The sequence below is a fragment of the Microbacterium yannicii genome (genome assembly GCF_024055635.1).
Lineage (GTDB): Bacteria > Actinomycetota > Actinomycetes > Actinomycetales > Microbacteriaceae > Microbacterium > Microbacterium yannicii.
The window spans coordinates 97,792-114,209 of the sequence record NZ_JAMXMB010000037.1 but is presented as its reverse complement, the minus strand read 5'-3'; the positions used below and the strand labels follow the sequence as shown (position 1 = coordinate 114,209).

Sequence of the window (16,418 nt, the reverse complement as noted above, 5' to 3'; positions counted from 1 at the left end):
GGCTCCTTTCACTGGAACAGCCACCGTACGAAACCGCGGGATGCCGAGACACGGGGTTGACTCCGCGGAAGGCCGCAGCTATTGCCCGGCTCAGCTCGCCCACTGCCTGGGGGCCGGGCCTTCGCCCGTCAGCGGACGCGGAACACCCGGATGCAGACCTGCCCCGGCTCGGGCCGTGCGTAGCCGACGAACTGAGCCTCAGTGAGCCAGCGGTGCGCCTCCGCGCCGGTCTGGAAGACGAACGTCGTGCGGTAGTAGAGGTCCTCCTCCCCCACGTCCTCACCGGCATACAGACGCCGCTCGACGTCTTCGGCGGCGTGCCAGTAGCCGCGGTTCACCACGTCGATCGCCGCGCCGTCGTCTGCTTCGATGAGATACCGCGCGTCGAGCTGCGTCGTCGCCCCCCGCGTCACCCACCAGTCGGCGCCGACCCCCAGCACGCGTCCGTTCAACCGCGGTCCCGAGATCGTGCCGCCCACGATGGGCGTCACGTTGAGATCCTCGGATGCCGTGCGCCCGACCCGGATCGGCTCCGACACCGCCACCTTCAGCTCGAAGACGAACTCGAGCCCGGGCTCCCAGCCCGTCACGCGACAGCTCCGGCGATGCGTGCCTCGACGGGGGTCAGGCCGCCCAGCGCGGCCTCGACGTCCCGACCCGCCGCCAGCGAGACGTGGTCGGCGTTGCGCGGCCCGATGAGCTGCACCCCCGTCGGCAGGCCGTCCTCGTCCAGCCCGGTCGGCACGGCCACCGAGGGCAGCCCGAGGAAGTTGACCGTCACCAGCAGCCGGTGGTCGCGCCACAGCTCGGTGGTGGCCGCTGGGCCTGAGAGGTCGTAGCCGATCTCGGGCATGCGCCGCGCCGAGACCGGACCCAGCACGATCGGGTACTCCGCCTGGAACCTCTCCCACGCGGCCGCGATCACCGCGCGCCGAGCCCAGGCGCCGCCGTACGCCTCGCCCGACGCGAGCACCTCTGTCTGCTCGGCGTTGTCGAGGAAGTACCGGGTCGAACCGTGGGACAGGGGCATGGGCAGCGCACCGGGCAGGAAGGCGCCGACCATCTCGGTGGTCGAGATGCGGCGCCACAGCGTCGCCGCCTCCTCGATCAGCGGCGGCTCGACGTCGTCGACGGTCCATCCGGCTGCGGCGAGCGCCGCGGCTGCGCGGTCCACGGCGGCGGCCACCTGCGGGTCCACGCCCCAGCCGAGCGGGTCGCGCACGACGGCGACCCGCCGGGGACCGTCGTACGCGGCCGGATGCGGCAGCGTGAGGGCGGCCGGGTCGCTGCCGTCGGCGCCGTGCATGACGGTGAACGCGGTATCGAGGTCGTCGACGGTCCGGGCGATCGGCCCGTTCACCGCGAAGAACTGCAGCGACAGCGACACGGGTTCGGTGATGTCGGCCATCGGCGCGGGGATGCGGCCGGCCGACGGGCGCAGCGCGCACACCCCGGCGGCGTATGCCGGCAGCCGCAGCGACCCGCCGTAGTCGTTCCCGAGGCCGAGCGGTGTCATGCCGGTCGCCACGGCGACCGCGTCGCCGCCGCTCGATCCGCCCGGCACCCGGAACGCGTCCCAGGGGTTGAGGGTGCGGCCGAACAGGTCGTTGTCGGTGTCCCAGCGCAGGCCCCAGTCGGGCATGTTGCCCCGGCCGATCGGGATCGCTCCCGCCTCGAGCAGGCGGCGCACCATCGTGGCGTCCTTGGCGGGCACCGCCTCCGCCATGAACGGCCACCCGCTGGTGCTCGCCGACCACGTGAGGTCGATGTTCTCCTTCACGGTGAAGGGCACACCGGCCAGGGGTCCGACGTCTTCGCCGGCATCGAGCGCCGCATCGACGGCATCGGCCAGGGCGCGCGCCCGCTCGTGGAACACGACGGTGAGCGCGTTGACAGCGGGGTTCACCGCGTCGATGCGTTCCAGGTGGGCGTCGATCACGGCGCGTGCGGTCGTCGAACGCGAGCGCACAGCATCCGCGATCTCGCGCATGCTGAGCTGCCACAGGTCTCGGTCGGTCATCTCTCTCCTCGGGGCGTAGGGATCTTGGTCGTCGCGGTCGCGACGGTCGGCAGGGCGGACGTGCGTGCGGTGAGCCGGCGCCGCGGCACCCAGCCGGCCCGCGGAATGGAGTCGAGCAGCGTCCGGGTGTACTCGGCGTGCGGGCGGTCGAGGACGTCGGCGATGGGGCCCTGCTCGACGACCGCGCCCGACCTCATGACGACGACGTGATCGCAGAGGCGGCGGACGGTGGTCAGGTCGTGCGAGATCATCAGCAGCGCGACACCGGTGGTCCGACGGATGCCGTCGAGCAGCGTCAGGATCTCGACCTGCGTCGTGACGTCCAGGGCCGAGACCGCCTCGTCGAGCACGAGGATCTCGGGCTCGGCGGCGAGCGCCCGCGCGATCGCCACGCGCTGCCGCTGGCCGCCCGACAGGGAGCGCGGTCGCTGCGCAGCGAGCGCGGGGGCGAGCATCACGGCGTCCATCAGCTCGTCGACGCGGGCGTCGAGCTCGTCCCGGCCGATGGGGCGCCGATGCACGGCCACCGCCTCCGACAGACACTGCCGCACCGTCTGGCGGGGATCGAGGGACTGGTAGGGGTCCTGGAACACCATCTGAGCGATCCGCGCTCGAGCCCGCCGATCGGCCGCACTCCGGGCCGGCCGGGTCCAGTCCGCACCCTTGACGGTGACCGACCCGGCATCCGCCGTCTCGAGTCCGCAGATGATGCGAGCGGTGGTCGACTTGCCAGAGCCCGACTCGCCGACGATGCCGAGCGAGCCGCCGGGCGCCAGTGTGAAGCCGACGTCGTCGACCGCCACCAACTCCTCGCGGCCGCCGCGCGGCGAGCGCACCTGGAACGTCTTGCGCAGCCCGCCAACGGACAGCACGGGCGCCTCGGCCTCGACGCGGTCCGCGATCAGATCGCCCGGCAGCGTGGCCGACAGCAGGCGCTGCGTGTACGGATCCGAGGCATCCTGCCGCATCGTCGCGGCACGCAGCGTCTCGACCGTGCGCCCGTGCTGCATGACCGCGACGCGGTCGCAGACGGCGCCGGCCAGCGCCAGGTCGTGCGTGATGAACAGCAGCGCGAGGTCGCGGTGGCGGCGGAGGTCGGCGATGACCGCCATCACCTCCTCCTGCGTGGTCACGTCGAGCGCCGTCGTGATCTCGTCGGCGAGCAGGATCGGCGGGTCCATCGCGAGCGTCGCCGCGATCATCACGCGCTGCAGCAGTCCACCCGACAGGTCGCTCGGGCGCTGGCGCATCCGGCGCGCCGGGTCCGGGATGCCGACCTCGGCGAGCAGGTCCTGCGCCCGCCGGTCGGCGGCATCCGGCTTCTCCCCCGCGACCGAGACGAGCGCCTCCGTCATGAAGTCGCCGATCGTGCGGAGCGGATTCAGGTGCGCCCGCGGCGTCTGGAAGACCATGCCCAGGCGCCGCGCACGGATATAGCGCAGACGCCGCGGCGGGAGCGTCGAGATGTCCTCGCCATCGATGCGGATCGTGCCGCCCACGGTGAAGCCCTCGGGAAGGAGTCCGGCGACGGCGCGCACCGACAGCGTCTTGCCCGACCCCGACTCGCCCACCAGGCCCAGTGCCTCGCCGGCACGCACCTGCAGCGTGCAGTCGTGCACGAGCATCCGCGGTTCCTGAGAGTGTCGCCCCAGGTCGGGCGCCGGCGCGGCGATCGACACCTGATCGAGTTCGAGCACGAGAGCGGTCATCGGTCGGCTCCTTCGGCCCATGTGGTCACACGGGCCCCGAGGATGTTGACGGCGAGCACGGTGACGACCACGAGCGCCGCGGGGAACATCGACTGCTCGGGCGCGCCCACGAGCAGCGACGGCTGCCCGGCGGCGATCATCACACCCCAATCGGATGCCGGGGGCTGGGCGCCGAGACCGAGGTATGAGATCGCGGCGAGATCGAGCATCGCGTAACCGAAGCCCACCGTGGACTGCGCCAGCACGGCGGGCAGGAGTGCGGGCACCAGGTGGCGGAAGCAGATCGCGAACGATCCGACACCCTGGATCCGCAGGGCGGCGATGTACGGCTTCGAGAGCTCCTGCCGCGCGGAGGCGCGCACCAGCCGCGAGACGATCGGGATGTAGGCGATCGACAGCGCGACGATGGGTGCGATGAGGCCCTTGCCGAACATGGACACGGCGAGCACCGCGAGCACGAGGCCGGGGATCGCGAAGATGACCTCGATCAGGCGCGAGCTCGCGCCGTCCACCCACCCGCCGAACCACGCCGACACGATGGCGATCAGCGTGCCGAGGAGCGACGAGGCGAGCACGACGAGGATCGGTCCGACCACGCTCGGGCGGGCGCCGACGAGAACGCGGGACAGGATGTCGCGGCCGAGGTCGTCGGTGCCCATCCAGTGGGCGGGCGAGGGCGGCGCCGCGACCGGTCCGACGTATAACTGGTTCGGGTCGTACGGGGCGAGCAGCGGGCCGAACAGCGCCATGGCCAGGATGCCGATCATCACGATGCCGGCCGCGATCAGCAGCGGATCGCGCACGGCCAGGCGACGGGCGAAGGTCGGGACGCGGCCGCCGGCGAGCTGGGCGACGCTCATGCGTTCCTCCTCGGCTTGACGGAATCCGGGTCGATCAGGGCGATCGCGATGTCGGCCGCCGCGTTGAAGACGACGAACAGGATCACGAACAGGAGCGAGATCACCTGCACGACCGGGAGGTCCTTGCGGGCGGCCGCCTCGGTCAGCAGCGAGCCGAGCCCGCCTAGTCCGAACGCCTGCTCGGCGATGGCGGAGGCGGCGAAGAGCCCCGCGACGGTGGCGCCGGAGATCGCGAGGATCTGCGGCGACGCGTTGAGGAACACGTGATGCCGGAAGATCCGACCGCGCGGGATGCCGCGCACGCGGGCGGTGTCGACGTGCTCGGAGTGCAGCTGCCCGACCACCGCGCCCCGCGTGATCCTGCTGAGGTAGGCGATGTACAGCACCGACAGCGAGATCGCCGGCAGGGTCAGATGGTAGAGGTTGTCGAGGAGCCCTTGACCGGCGCCGTACACCGGGAACCAGCCGAGCACGCGGCCGAAGATCCAGATGAGCAGGATCGCCACCACGAACGTCGGCAGGGCGACGCCGAACGCGGTGGCGACGAGCACGCCGCGGTCGGTTCCCCGTCCTCGTGTGGCCGCCAGGATGCCGGAGCCCATGCCGAACACCGCGATGAGCACCAGCGTGTACAGCACGAGCAGCAGGGTGATCCCGAAGCGCGGCGCGATGAGCTCGACGACCGGCGTCTTGTACACGAAGGACGTGCCGAGGTCGCCGCCGAGCACCCCCGTGATCCAGAAGAAGTACTGCACCCACACCGGCTGATCGAGGTGGTACTCCGCCTTGATGGCCGCGACCATCTCCGGCGTCGGCCGCAGACCCCCGGCGAGCGCGACGACCGGGTCGCCGGGGGTGAGCAGGACGGCGGAGAAGATGACGATGCTCGCCAGGAACAGGGTGAGCAGCAGCCCTCCGAGCTTTCCCAGCAGCTGCCGGGCAACGCTGGCGTTCATCGTCATCCCTCTCCGTTGCGCGGTGACGCGTCGATCACTTGCCGCCGAGGTGCTGTGCCCACGGGCTGGAGTACGCCGCGACCGAGGTCACGACACCGCTCAGCTCGTCGCTCAGGAAGGTCGTGTGGTACGAGCCCGCGAGTGTCACCTGCAGCAGGTCGGGCGCGAAGATCTCCTGCGCACCGACGTACGCCTCGGCCGCGCCCGTTGCATCCGGGGTGGTGCGCGCGGCCTCGAGCCCGGCGGTGACATCGGGGTTCGAGTAACCGGTCCAGTTGAAGATGCCGCCCATCTCGGCCGGGAGCAGGAACAGCTGCGGGTAGGCGAGCACGCCCGGCGTCTCGGTGTAGCCCGTCGTCGCGACGAAGTCGATGTTCTCGCGGGGGCCGGGGTCGGGCAGGAAGATCGCGGCGAAGTCCGCCGGCTGCCGCTCATCGATCTCGATCGTCAGGCCGATCTGCCCGGCGGCGCTCTGCACGATCGCCGCGGTCTGCGACAGCTCCTTGCTGCCCGCAGGGATCGCGAGGCGCAAGGGCACCGAGGTGTCCTCGCCCGATTCCTCGACGAGCTTCTTCGCCGCGTCGAGGTCCACCTCGGGCGCTGCGAGGGCGTCGTAGCCCGCCTGGTATACGTCGGCCGCCGACGAGCCCGACCACGAGAACGGGGCGACGAAGGTGCTCTGCGGCTGACCCAGCCCGTGCAGCACGGTAGAGATGTACTGCTGCCGGTCGATCGCGAGGCTCAACGCCTGGCGGATCAGGGGATTCGCCCCCGCTCCGGTGTCACGGGTGGGACCGAACGAGAACGACGCCGTGGAGGGGCCGATGACCAGTCGGCCCGTGTCGGACGACTCGAACGCGCTGCGGCTGCCCGGCGCCACGTTGAACGCTCCGTCGACCTCGCCCTCCAGGAGCGCGTTCGTGAGCGTGGTGCCGTCGGAGATGAACCGGTAGGTGAGCTTCTTCACCAGCGGCGCACCGTCCCAGTAGTCCTCGTTGGCGACCGTGACGATCTCGCTTCCGGGCGTCCAGCTCTCGAGCTCGTAGGGTCCCGCACACATCAGCTCGCCGCCGGAGGTGCCCAGCGCTGGCCCCTGGGCCTCGCCCACGGCCCTGCTCAGCACCGCGCCGGCGCCGCCGGCGATGGCGTCGCGGAACGTCGAGTCGGGGGCCACGAAGTGCACCGTCACCTGGTTCTCGCCGGTGACCTCGATCCCGCCCTCCGGCGCGACGAGCACGAAGGCGCCGTAGAAGGCCGACGTGACGTCGGAGTGGTGGCGTTCGAGGCTGTACACCACGTCCTGCGGCGTCACCGGCGTCCCGTCCCAGAACGTCACGCCCGGGCGGATGTCGATGACGAACGTCACCGGATCGACCCAGTCGGCGGTCTCCGCGATCCCGGCTTCGACCGTGAAGTCGGGCTGCACGCGCAGCAGGCTGGCGCACAGGTTCGGCTGGACGAAGTTGTAGTCGGCGCCCGGTACGAGCGAGCGCGGCTCACCCTCCACGAGGGCCCACGTCACCTCGTCGACCTCGGTCGTGCCCGCGGGCAGCGCGTCGACGAGCTCGATGGGTGCTGACGTCTCATCGCCGGTCGGCGACGTCTCGACGTCGCGGGGCGTGCATCCCGCGAGCAGCACCAGGGCTGCAGCGGCGGCGACGACCGTGGCGGCCTTGCCTCGGTTTCTCATCTCGGTTCCTTTCGGGTCGGTCGAGGGAGATCACAGATCGCGGCGCCGTCGCCGCGGTAGCCCTCAAGGTAGTACAACACTGTTGTACATCAACGTTGCATTTATGTTACGGGCGTGAATAAGGTGGGTGTCATGCCCCGGGAGGTAGACGCCGATCAGCGGCTCGCAGACATCGCCGCCGCGACGATCCGCGTCGCCCGATCCGGCGGCTCGCACGCGGTCACGATCCGCTCGGTCGCGAAGGAGCTCGGGGGCTCGACCACGCTGGTCACGAACTACCTGCCCTCGCGGGCGGCGCTCATCCTGAACGCGCTCGATCACGGGCGCGACCGCTGGCAGACCACGCTCGAGGCGTCGCTGGCTGCAGCCGCGCCGGAGGACCGTTTCGCAGCCGTCATCGAGTGGTCGCTCACGACGGGTCCCGACGAGCCGGTGCTGCGCGCGCTGATCCTCGAGATCGTCGCCAACGCCGACCGCGAGCCCGACCTCCGCGCGGCTCTTCACCGCGAGACGGCGGACTTCCAGCGCGGCCTGCTCAAGGAGGCACGGCGCGCCGGCTACGCGGACCCCGAGCACGTCGCCGGGCTCGCCTACCTGCTCGTGCGCGGGTCGTATGTCGCGAGCTCGGAGGACCCGGCGCGGTGGGACGAGCCGCAGTTGCGTCACGTGATCCACGCGACCCTCTCGGCGCAGCCCCGAATGAGCGACAGCACCGCGACGAGCGCGCGCGAGCCCGAGTCGCATCAGCGCACCACGTAGACCCGGACGCACACCTGGCCGTCCTCATCGCGCGCGAGTCCGATGAACTGGTGCTCGGCGAGCCAGCGGTGGGGCGCGGCATCCGTCTGGAAGACCGGCGCGGTGCGGAAGTAGTACTCCGTCTCAGGGACGTTCTCCCCCGCCTCGACGCGCGCGATCACCTCGGCCGAGGCCCGGTAGTAGCCGCGGTTGATGATGTCGATGACCGCGCCGTCGTCGGCGCGCAGCAGATACCGAGCCTCCAGCTGGGCGGTGCCCGACCGCTCGACCGCCCAGTCTCCGCCGCCCGGCAGCACCTCGCCGTTGAGCAGCGGTCCGGCGACGGTGCCGCCCGTGATCGGCGTGAAGCTCAACTCCTCGTCGGCACTCCGGCCGATGCGCAGGTACGGGGCGATGTCGACGCGGATCTCGAATGCGAACTCCAGCACGGGTTCGTTCATGGACGGGCCTCCTCGGCTCGGGTGTCGGGCAGAACTGTCAGGGTGACGCGCAGCGGCTCGTCGCCGCCGAGCACGACGCGCTGCCGGTTGGTCGTGGTGGCCACGGCGCCCCACGGCTCCTCGCCGGTGCCCGGCTGCGGCAGGAACTCGGGGAAGTCGCTCGAGTGCACGTGCAGGCGCAGCCGGTGCCCGGCGTGCACGCGGTAGCCCACCTGGCCGAGGTCGATGACGACGGTCGCGGAGTCCCCGGCGCCGGTGACGTTGACCTGGCCGCGCGCGACGCGCAGGGCCGTGCCGTCGGGCGCCACGTCGAGCAGACGCGCGAACACGTCCATCACCGGGCCGTCGGACGAGACGGATGCTGCGACCCGCACCGGCCCCGCCAGGTCGACGTCGCGCGCGAACGCGTCGGTGGTGAACGACAGCACGTCTGCTCGCGCGCCCAGCTCCGCCTCGTCGGGCTGGAAGAGCAGGAAGGCGAACGCGTTCGGCACGCTCGAGGGCACGAGCTGTTCGGGATCGTGGAGCCACTCGCGTTCGGCCGCGGCATCCGGCGCATCCGGCGACAGCTCCCCGCTCGCGTGCGCGTACAGCGTTCGCGTGGCGGCCTGAGACGGCGGCCACGTCTCCGAGGCGCGCATGCCCGAGGTGCCGGCCAGATTCCAGCTGACCCGCGGGATGTCGGCCGCCCGGCCCCGACCCCGCACGAACACCTCGAAGAAGTCGACGGCGGGTTGCAGCATCCGCGGCAGTTCCGCACGGATCTGCTCGTCGCCGCGCTCCTCGACGCGCGCCGTGAGCGGGTCGTCGAGGTAGTACGACTCGTGGTCCATGGATTCGATGCGCAGGAAGTGGTTCAGCGCCCACGCAGGTCGCGTCTCGATCTCGGCGACGTCGGCCCACGAAAGCGGCGCGCAGTTGTCCCACCAGCCGATCGTCTGCAGGGTCGGCACGGGACGCGCGTCGAACGGGCTCGCGAGCGGGAATCGGGGCAGGTGCACGGCGTGCGGATACCACTGGTCGTACGAGAGCGAGCGTGAACCGAGCTCCGCGACGACGTCCTCGGCCTGCGCGCTGAACGGGCGCCGTGCCGGGTCGAGCTCCCAGAAGTAGGCATCCTGGGAGTGGAAGTACGTCAGCGGGTAGAGGTAGGTGATCGCCCACTCGACCGGCCGCGTCCGCTCCCCCGGCACCGTGCGGACCGGCTCCCCGAGCATCGTGCCGGTCACGCGCGGGGCGATGGCCTTCAGCGCGGGATGCTGCGATGCCACCGCCGCCCACTGCGTGTAGCCGTAGTAGCTGTCGCCCCACATCGCGACGCGGCCGTTCGACCACGGCTGCTGCACGATCCAGTCGATCGTGTCGTAGCCGTCCTCGACCTCGTTGACGAACAGCAGCGCGTCGCCCTCGGAGCGGAACTTGCCCCGCACGTCCTGCGCGACGACGCGGTAGCCGCGGTCGGTGAAGTACTCGGCGATCAGCGGGATGAACGTGTACTCGCCGCTCTTGTCATACGGCAGCCGGATGAGGATCGTGTCGCCCGGCGTCGTGTCGGGCTCGGCCGGGGCGCCGGGCAGATACACGTCCGTCGCGAGGCGCACGCCGTCACGCATGCGCACGCGCTCCTCGCGGGCGGCGGGGCTGACGGGCGCGGGTCCGACATGAACGATCTGGGGCACAGACGACTCCTCTGCGAGCGGGTTGAGAGCAACGGTAGGGATCTCACTGTTGTTAGTCAAGTCTGACTAGACAATAAACTGTCATCGTACGCACTATGGTGCGAGAAGGAGGTTTCGATGGCTCGACCGTCCGTCGCCGAGGAGCGCACGCAGCAGATCGTCGACGCGACGATCCGCACGATCGCCGCCCACGGCATCACCGGAGCCAGCCTCGAGCGCATCGCCGAAGAGGCCGGCATGTCGCGAGGGCACGTGCGGCACTTCGTCGGCAATCGCGAGGAGCTGCTGCGCGAGAGCGCCCGCCGGTTCTACTACGAAGACGCCGAGGGCGACTCGATGCTCCCCGCGGGAACGAGCGATGTCGCGCACGCCCTCGACTTCCTCTTCGGCGACGAGTTCGCGTCGCCCGGCAACGAGAACGCCGTCGTGCTCGGTTTCGTCGAGGCCGCCCGCACCGACCCCGTGCTCGCCGGACTGCTCGTATCCGCCTATCAGGGGACACACCACGCACTCGCCGAACTGCTGGCCGCCGAGCACCCCGCCGCCGATGCCGCCGCATGCGCCTCGGTGGCCTACGGCGTCGTCGGCATCGCGCTGCACAACGTGTTCCTGAGCGACATCGCCTCGGCGGCGACGGGCACGGCGACCGCGCGCACCGCCGCCGAGCGCCTCATCGCGACCCTGGACTGAGCCGCCGGCGGTTTACGGTCGCGCCCTTCGTCTCGGTCGCTGGCGCTCCCTCGCTCAGGGACCGATCTCGGAGTCTCACTCCCCCAGGCCCGGTCGCTGAGCGAGCGCCGGCGAGACGAACCGGAACCCGCCCGGGTGCAGGCACCTGCGCTCTGTCGGCGATCCCGCCTAGTCTCGGGGCATGCACCGGTCGCGAGAGGCGGGGTCATGAATGCGGATGCCGCGGTGCCGACTCCCGCGGTCAGACCGTGGGTGCTGCACGTCGACCTCGACCAGTTCATCGCAGCGGTAGAGGTGCTGCGCCGGCCGGAGCTCGCGGGCAAGCCGGTCATCGTCGGCGGGCGAGGGGATCCCACGGAACGCGCCGTGGTCTCGACCGCGTCGTACGAGGCGCGCGAGTTCGGAGTCGGGTCGGGCATGCCGCTGCGCATCGCGGCGCGGAAGGTTCCGGATGCCGTCATCCTGCCGGTCGACGCACCGCTGTACCTTGCCGCATCGGAGCAGGTCATGGCGACCCTGCGCGACCAGCCGGGCGCCGTCGTGCAGGTGCTCGGCTGGGATGAGGCGTTCGTCGGCACCGAGACCGCCGACCCCGAAGCGTACGCGCGCCGCCTGCAGCAGGAGGTGCTCGACCGCACGCGGTTGCACTGCTCCGTCGGCATCGGCGACACGCTCGTACGCGCCAAGGTGGCGACGGGCTTCGGCAAGCCGCGCGGCACCTTCCGGCTGACCGCCGACAACTGGCTCGAGGTGATGGGCGAGCGTCCGACGATCGAGCTCTGGGGCGTCGGTTCCAAGGTGTCGAAGCGGCTCGCCCTGCTCGGCATCCGCACGGTCGCCGAGCTCGCCGTCGCCGACGAGGCCGCCCTGACCGCCGAGTTCGGGCCACGGATGGGCCTCTGGTACCGGCAGCTCGGTCGCGGCGACGGCTCGGCCGTCGTCGACGACACGCCCTGGGTCGCCCGCGGACACAGCAAGGAGACCACGTTCCAGGCCGACATCGTCGATCCTGCCGAGATCGAGGCGGCCGCCCGGAGCCTGCTCGACCAGGTGCTCGACGAGGTCGCGGCCGACGACCGTCCGGTCGTGGGCCTCGGACTCAAGGTGCGCTACGCGCCGTTCCTCACCAAGACCTTCACGAAGAAGATCCCCTCGACCGCCGAGCGCGCCGTCGTGCTGGCGCGCACCCTCGAGCTCGTCGCGAAGATCGAGCCCGGCCGCCCGATCCGCCTGCTCGGCGTGCGCGCCGAGATGGCGATGCCGGACGACGCCCGCGAGGGCCACACGCCGACCCGCAGCGGGTGGTGATGTACGCGGCGGTGCGCACCCACCGCTCCCCGAGCCTGTCGAAGGACCCGCTCCCCGAGCCTGTCGAAGGGCCCGCTCCCCAAGCCTGTCGAAGGGCCCGCTCCCCGAGCCTGTCGAAGGCCCGGTCCCTGAGCCTGTCGAAGGCCCGGTCCCTGAGCCTGTCGAAGGCCCGGTCCCCGAGCCTGTCGAAGCCCGGTCCCGGAGCCTGTCGAAGGCCTACGTGCGCCCCCTCGGCAGCGCCTGACGCTGCGGTCACACCGCGAGCAGCGCGATCCCGGCGACCACCACCGCCGACGCGACCAGGCGTGCGCCCGGGCGCGCCTCGCGCAGCACGAAGGCGCCGAACAGACTGACCAGCACGACGCTGACTTCGCGCATCGGAGCGACGATCGACACCGGCGCGATCGTCACCGCCGCCAGAACGAGGATGTACGACAGCGGGGAAAGGATGCCGAACACGAGCAGTCGCCGCCAGTCGGTGCGCAGCATCCTCAGGCCCTCGGGGAGCCGCCGCCCCAGAAGGGCGGCGAACATCGGCACCTCCAGGGCGGTGCAGCCGACCATGAACGCGACGGGAGAGATGCTCCAGGTGCGCAGGGCCTGGGCATCCCACAGCGTGTAGGCGGCGATCGCCGCACCCGTGAGGAGCCCGAAGACGATCGCCGGATCGATCCGCCGGCCGGTGGTGACGGCACCGCGATCGATGAAGCCGATGCCGACGACGCCGGCGATGATCGCGACGACGCCGACGAGGGCCGGGGGCGAGAGCCGCTCACCGAGTGCGACGATGGCGACGATGACGGTGATGAGCGGGCCGCTCCCCCGAGCTGTCGCGTACACGGCGGAGAGGTTGCCGACCGCGTAGCCGCGCTGCAGCACGAGCATGTACCCGACGTGCAGCACCGCCGACACCCCCACCCCGAGGGCGAATCCGTACAGCTCACCGCCCCCGAGCCCGCCCGTGAGCGGCACCACCGGCAACCACAGCGCGGTGCTCACCACCGACCCGGCCCACAGGAACGGCAGCCCGGAGCGACTGGCTCCGTGGGCGATCACGTTCCACGACGCGTGGGCGACCGCGGCGGACAGGACGAGCAGGAGGGCGAGCGGCGACACGGCGGACCTTTCCTTCGCCGCGGGCGCGACGAACCGGGTCCTCCGGGCTTTTGTCCTGTCAGATGACGACCTGCCGCGCGGGCGGCATGTCGTGGCGCCGCTCGGACCAGGCGAGCCGAGACTCCGGAACCCTAGGCGCTATCGCGCACACCGTAGCACCCCGACATTGCGCGCCGGGGTACCCGAGGGGCACGCGCAGAGCCTGTCACGGGGGCTCCGCGCGGCCTAGCGTGGACTCATGGCTGACATTCGTGCCGAGGTGAAGGAGTTCCTGAGCTCGCGTCGGGCCCGGCTCACCCCCGAGCAGGCAGGGCTCCCCGCGTACGGCGGCAACCGCCGTGTCGCCGGGCTGCGCCGCGAAGAGGTGGCGATGCTCGCCGGCGTCTCGGTGGACTACTACGTGCGGCTCGAGCGCGGCAATCTCGCCGGCGCATCGGAGGGCGTGCTGGACGCGGTCGCCCGCACCCTCCGGCTCGACGAGGCGGAGCGCCAGTATCTGTTCGACCTCGCCCGCGCCGCAGGCCCCGCCCGCAAGCCCGCCCGACGTGCGGCGTCGACCGTGCGCCCCGCCGTCATGCAGGTGCTCGATGCGATCACCGAGGCGCCGGCCTGGGTCCGCAACGGCCGGCACGACATCATCGCCGCGAACCTCCTGGCCCGCGCGCTGTACTCCCCCGTCTTCGACGACCCACGCCGGCCGGTCAACACCACGCGCTTCGCGTACCTCAATCCGGCGGCCCGCGAGTTCTGGCGCGACTACGACCAGATCACCCACGACTCCGCCGCGATGCTGCGGATGGAGGCCGGCCGCAACCCGCATGACCCCGACCTCATCCGGCTGGTCGGAGAGCTGTCGACGCAGAGTGAGCTGTTCCGCGAGCGGTGGGCGTCGCGCGACGTGAAGTTCCACCGCAGCGGCCTGAAGCGCCTGCACCATCCGGTGGTCGGAGACCTCGATCTGAACTACGAGTCCATGGACCTGCCCAGCGAACCGGGCCTCGTGCTGAACGTCTACACCGCGCCGATGAACTCGTCGTCGGCGGATGCCCTCAAGCTGCTGGCGTCGTGGGCGGTCACTCAGGCTGCCGAGTTCGCCGCCCGCGATGCGACAGCGGCGGGGACGGATGCCGCAGCCGCCGCGACGGCACGCTGACCGCCGGCATCCGTTCCCGCACTCTTCAGAGAGCCGCGGTCTTCAGAGACCCACCATCGCCATGCCGCCGTCGTCGTAGCGGTTGCCGGCGACGACCGCGCCCAGCGCGTCCAGCGCGGCGACGTCGTCCGCCGAGAGCGGCACGGCGGCCGCCCCGGCGTTCTCGTCGACGCGCTCGCGCCGGCGGGTTCCCGGGATGGGGACGACGAACGGATGCCGCGACAGCAGCCACGCAAGGGCCACCTGGCCGGGCGTCGCCCCGCGTGCCGCGGCGACGTCGCGCACACCGTCGACGATCGCCTGGTTGGCCCGCAGGTTCTCGGCCTGGAAACGGGGCACCCGGCCGCGGATCTCATCGGGGCCGAACGTCGAGTCTGCCGAGACGGTGCCCGTCAGGAATCCCTTGCCCAGCGGGCTGAACGGCACGAACCCGATGCCGAGCTCGACGCACGTAGGCAGCACCTCCGGCTCGGGGTCGCGGGTCCACAGCGAGTACTCGCTCTGCACGGCCGTCACGGGGAACACCGCATGAGCACGCCGGATCGTCCCGGCGCCCGCTTCGGACAGCCCGAAATGCTTCACCTTGCCCGCCGCGACGAGCTCGCCGACGGTGCCCGCAACGTCCTCGATCGGCACGTCGGGGTCGACGCGGTGCTGGTAGAACAGGTCGATCGCCTCGACGCCGAGTCGCTGCAGCGACGCGTCGGCGACGCGGCGGATCTGCTCGGGCCGCGAGTCCGTGCCCTGCATGCTGCCGTCGACGATGTTCCACCCGAACTTCGTGGCCACGACGACCTGGTCGCGGATCGGGGCGATCGCCTCACCCACGAGCACCTCGTTGTCGTACGGCCCGTACACCTCGGCGGTGTCGATGAACGTGACGCCGTGGTCGACCGCGTAGCGGAGCACGGCGATCATGTCGTCACGGTCGCCGGGGTTGGGACCGTAGCTCATCGACATCCCCATCGCGCCGATGCCGATCGCCGAGACCTCGAGACCCTGGCCGAGCTTTCTGGTGTGCATGGCTTCCTCCTCGCGTGCGCCCGGGACGATCGCCCGCGGCATCTTCCATCTCACTCCTGCGAGGGCGTGGACGGGAGACCCCCGTGGGACGGGTACTGCCAGACCCCCTGACAGACGTGAGGGTCGGATGTCCGCAGGTCCGCGTGGGGCGGCATCCCGAATCCGTCCGCGCCGACCGAGGGGTTCTGGTCAGGACGCGAGCCGAGCGCGCAGCTCCTCACCCGCCGTGCGCATCACAGCGAGGACCCGATCGCGGGCATCGACGCCGCGCGGCCAATTCGCGAGCACCGCATAGGCGAGGCGCCGATCGGGGGACATCACGAGCCCCGTGTCGGCACGCACCGTCGAGATGGTGCCCGTCTTGTTCCACAGCCACACGTCGCGGTCGAAGTAGTAGTGCGCGAGCGGGTCGAGGCCGAACGCGGCTGCCACCATCGACAGGTCCATGCCGGCCCCGAGCCAGCGCTGCAGCGTGTCGGCGGAGGCGGCTGAGAGGTCGGCCGCGGTCGCGGTGCGCGTGACGAATCGCACGAGCTCCTCGGCTGTCGCGTGGGAGAGCGTGCGCGGCGCTCCCGGCGGCAGCGGCCAGCGGACGATGTCGTCGAGGCCGGACCGCTCATAGCCGAGGGCGCGTGTGTGCTGCTGCACGGTGGGGAGGCCGATGACCCGGCAGAGCGTGTTGGTGGCGGCGTTGTCGCTCGCTGCGCCGATCAGCGCGGCCACGTCGTACAGCGACAGCGTGTCGGTCTGCAGGAGGTACCAGAGGCCCGAGTTGTCCATCCACTCGACCGGGCGCCGGGTGACGCGTTCCTCCAGCGATCGCACGCCCTCATCGACCTCGGTGAGCAGGCGGTGCAGCAGGAACACCTTTCCGACACTTGCGGTGTTCAGCTCCTCATCGGGGCGGTGATGGAACACCGTCTCGCCGGAATCGACATCGACCGCGAGCGCCGAGAACCTCAGCCCAGGGACGTCCTCCTCGAGCTCCTGGAATCCGATGCCCACGATGTGCTCC

15 protein-coding genes are annotated in these 16,418 nt (G+C 71.2%); 4 read left to right on the top strand and 11 right to left on the bottom strand.

Annotated elements, in window-relative coordinates:
* Positions 1–128: 128 nt before the first annotated feature.
* Genes NCG93_RS16765 through NCG93_RS16740 form a run of 6 tightly spaced genes read right to left on the bottom strand, consistent with a single transcriptional unit; the run spans position 129 to position 7,235 of the window.
* Positions 129–590, bottom strand: a complete 462-nt coding sequence (locus tag NCG93_RS16765) for a DUF3237 domain-containing protein (protein WP_194412891.1) — start codon at positions 588–590, stop codon at positions 129–131.
* The gene (locus NCG93_RS16760; protein ID WP_194412890.1) at positions 587–2,020 is read right to left on the bottom strand and encodes an amidase; all 1,434 of its coding nucleotides are present in this window, start codon (positions 2,018–2,020) and stop codon (positions 587–589) included. Before NCG93_RS16760 ends, NCG93_RS16765 begins: the two co-directional genes overlap by 4 nt.
* Positions 2,017–3,729 (bottom strand): ABC transporter ATP-binding protein, encoded by a 1,713-nt coding sequence (locus tag NCG93_RS16755; RefSeq protein ID WP_194412889.1) that lies wholly within the window; start codon positions 3,727–3,729, stop codon positions 2,017–2,019. Before NCG93_RS16755 ends, NCG93_RS16760 begins: the two co-directional genes overlap by 4 nt.
* A complete protein-coding gene (locus NCG93_RS16750) occupies positions 3,726–4,589 on the bottom strand; it encodes an ABC transporter permease (protein WP_194412888.1) in 864 nt (287 codons plus the stop codon). Before NCG93_RS16750 ends, NCG93_RS16755 begins: the two co-directional genes overlap by 4 nt.
* The gene (locus NCG93_RS16745; protein WP_194412887.1) at positions 4,586–5,545 is read right to left on the bottom strand and encodes an ABC transporter permease; all 960 of its coding nucleotides are present in this window, start codon (positions 5,543–5,545) and stop codon (positions 4,586–4,588) included. Before NCG93_RS16745 ends, NCG93_RS16750 begins: the two co-directional genes overlap by 4 nt.
* Positions 5,546–5,579: 34 nt before the next feature.
* A complete protein-coding gene (locus NCG93_RS16740; protein ID WP_194412886.1) occupies positions 5,580–7,235 on the bottom strand; it encodes an ABC transporter substrate-binding protein in 1,656 nt (551 codons plus the stop codon).
* Positions 7,236–7,367: 132 nt separating this feature from the next.
* Between NCG93_RS16740 and NCG93_RS16735 the strand changes: the two genes are divergently transcribed.
* Positions 7,368–7,994 carry a TetR/AcrR family transcriptional regulator gene (locus NCG93_RS16735; protein ID WP_194412885.1) on the top strand — a complete coding sequence of 209 codons (627 nt, stop codon included), beginning with the start codon at positions 7,368–7,370 and terminating at the stop codon, positions 7,992–7,994.
* On the opposite strand, the gene NCG93_RS16730 is transcribed toward NCG93_RS16735, so the two are convergent.
* Together NCG93_RS16730 and NCG93_RS16725 are read right to left on the bottom strand one after the other, a co-directional pair.
* The gene (locus NCG93_RS16730) at positions 7,979–8,434 is read right to left on the bottom strand and encodes a DUF3237 domain-containing protein (RefSeq protein WP_194412884.1); all 456 of its coding nucleotides are present in this window, start codon (positions 8,432–8,434) and stop codon (positions 7,979–7,981) included. The genes NCG93_RS16735 and NCG93_RS16730 overlap by 16 nt on opposite strands.
* Positions 8,431–10,113 (bottom strand): CocE/NonD family hydrolase, encoded by a 1,683-nt coding sequence (locus NCG93_RS16725; RefSeq protein WP_252787587.1) that lies wholly within the window; start codon positions 10,111–10,113, stop codon positions 8,431–8,433. Before NCG93_RS16725 ends, NCG93_RS16730 begins: the two co-directional genes overlap by 4 nt.
* 117 nt (positions 10,114–10,230) lie before the next feature.
* Here NCG93_RS16725 and NCG93_RS16720 point away from each other — a divergent pair, with 117 nt between their 5' ends.
* Both NCG93_RS16720 and NCG93_RS16715 read left to right on the top strand, forming a co-directional pair.
* Positions 10,231–10,803: a TetR/AcrR family transcriptional regulator gene (locus NCG93_RS16720; protein ID WP_194412883.1), complete on the top strand. Its 573-nt coding sequence runs from the start codon at positions 10,231–10,233 to the stop codon at positions 10,801–10,803.
* Positions 10,804–11,010: 207 nt separating this feature from the next.
* A complete protein-coding gene (locus tag NCG93_RS16715) occupies positions 11,011–12,111 on the top strand; it encodes a DNA polymerase IV (protein WP_194412882.1) in 1,101 nt (366 codons plus the stop codon).
* Positions 12,112–12,363: 252 nt separating this feature from the next.
* On the opposite strand, the gene NCG93_RS16710 is transcribed toward NCG93_RS16715, so the two are convergent.
* Positions 12,364–13,227 carry an EamA family transporter gene (locus NCG93_RS16710; RefSeq protein WP_194412881.1) on the bottom strand — a complete coding sequence of 288 codons (864 nt, stop codon included), beginning with the start codon at positions 13,225–13,227 and terminating at the stop codon, positions 12,364–12,366.
* A gap of 238 nt (positions 13,228–13,465) precedes the next feature.
* On the opposite strand from NCG93_RS16710, the gene NCG93_RS16705 reads away from it, so the two are divergent.
* Positions 13,466–14,380, top strand: a complete 915-nt coding sequence (locus NCG93_RS16705; RefSeq protein ID WP_194412880.1) for a helix-turn-helix transcriptional regulator — start codon at positions 13,466–13,468, stop codon at positions 14,378–14,380.
* A 42-nt stretch (positions 14,381–14,422) separates the two neighbouring features.
* Here NCG93_RS16705 and NCG93_RS16700 read toward each other — a convergent pair whose 3' ends face one another.
* The gene (locus NCG93_RS16700) at positions 14,423–15,403 is read right to left on the bottom strand and encodes an aldo/keto reductase (RefSeq protein ID WP_194412879.1); all 981 of its coding nucleotides are present in this window, start codon (positions 15,401–15,403) and stop codon (positions 14,423–14,425) included.
* Between the two features lie 189 nt (positions 15,404–15,592).
* Entirely contained in the window at positions 15,593–16,408 is an 816-nt protein-coding gene (locus NCG93_RS16695; RefSeq protein WP_194412878.1) for a serine hydrolase, read from the bottom strand.
* Positions 16,409–16,418 lie beyond the last annotated feature (10 nt).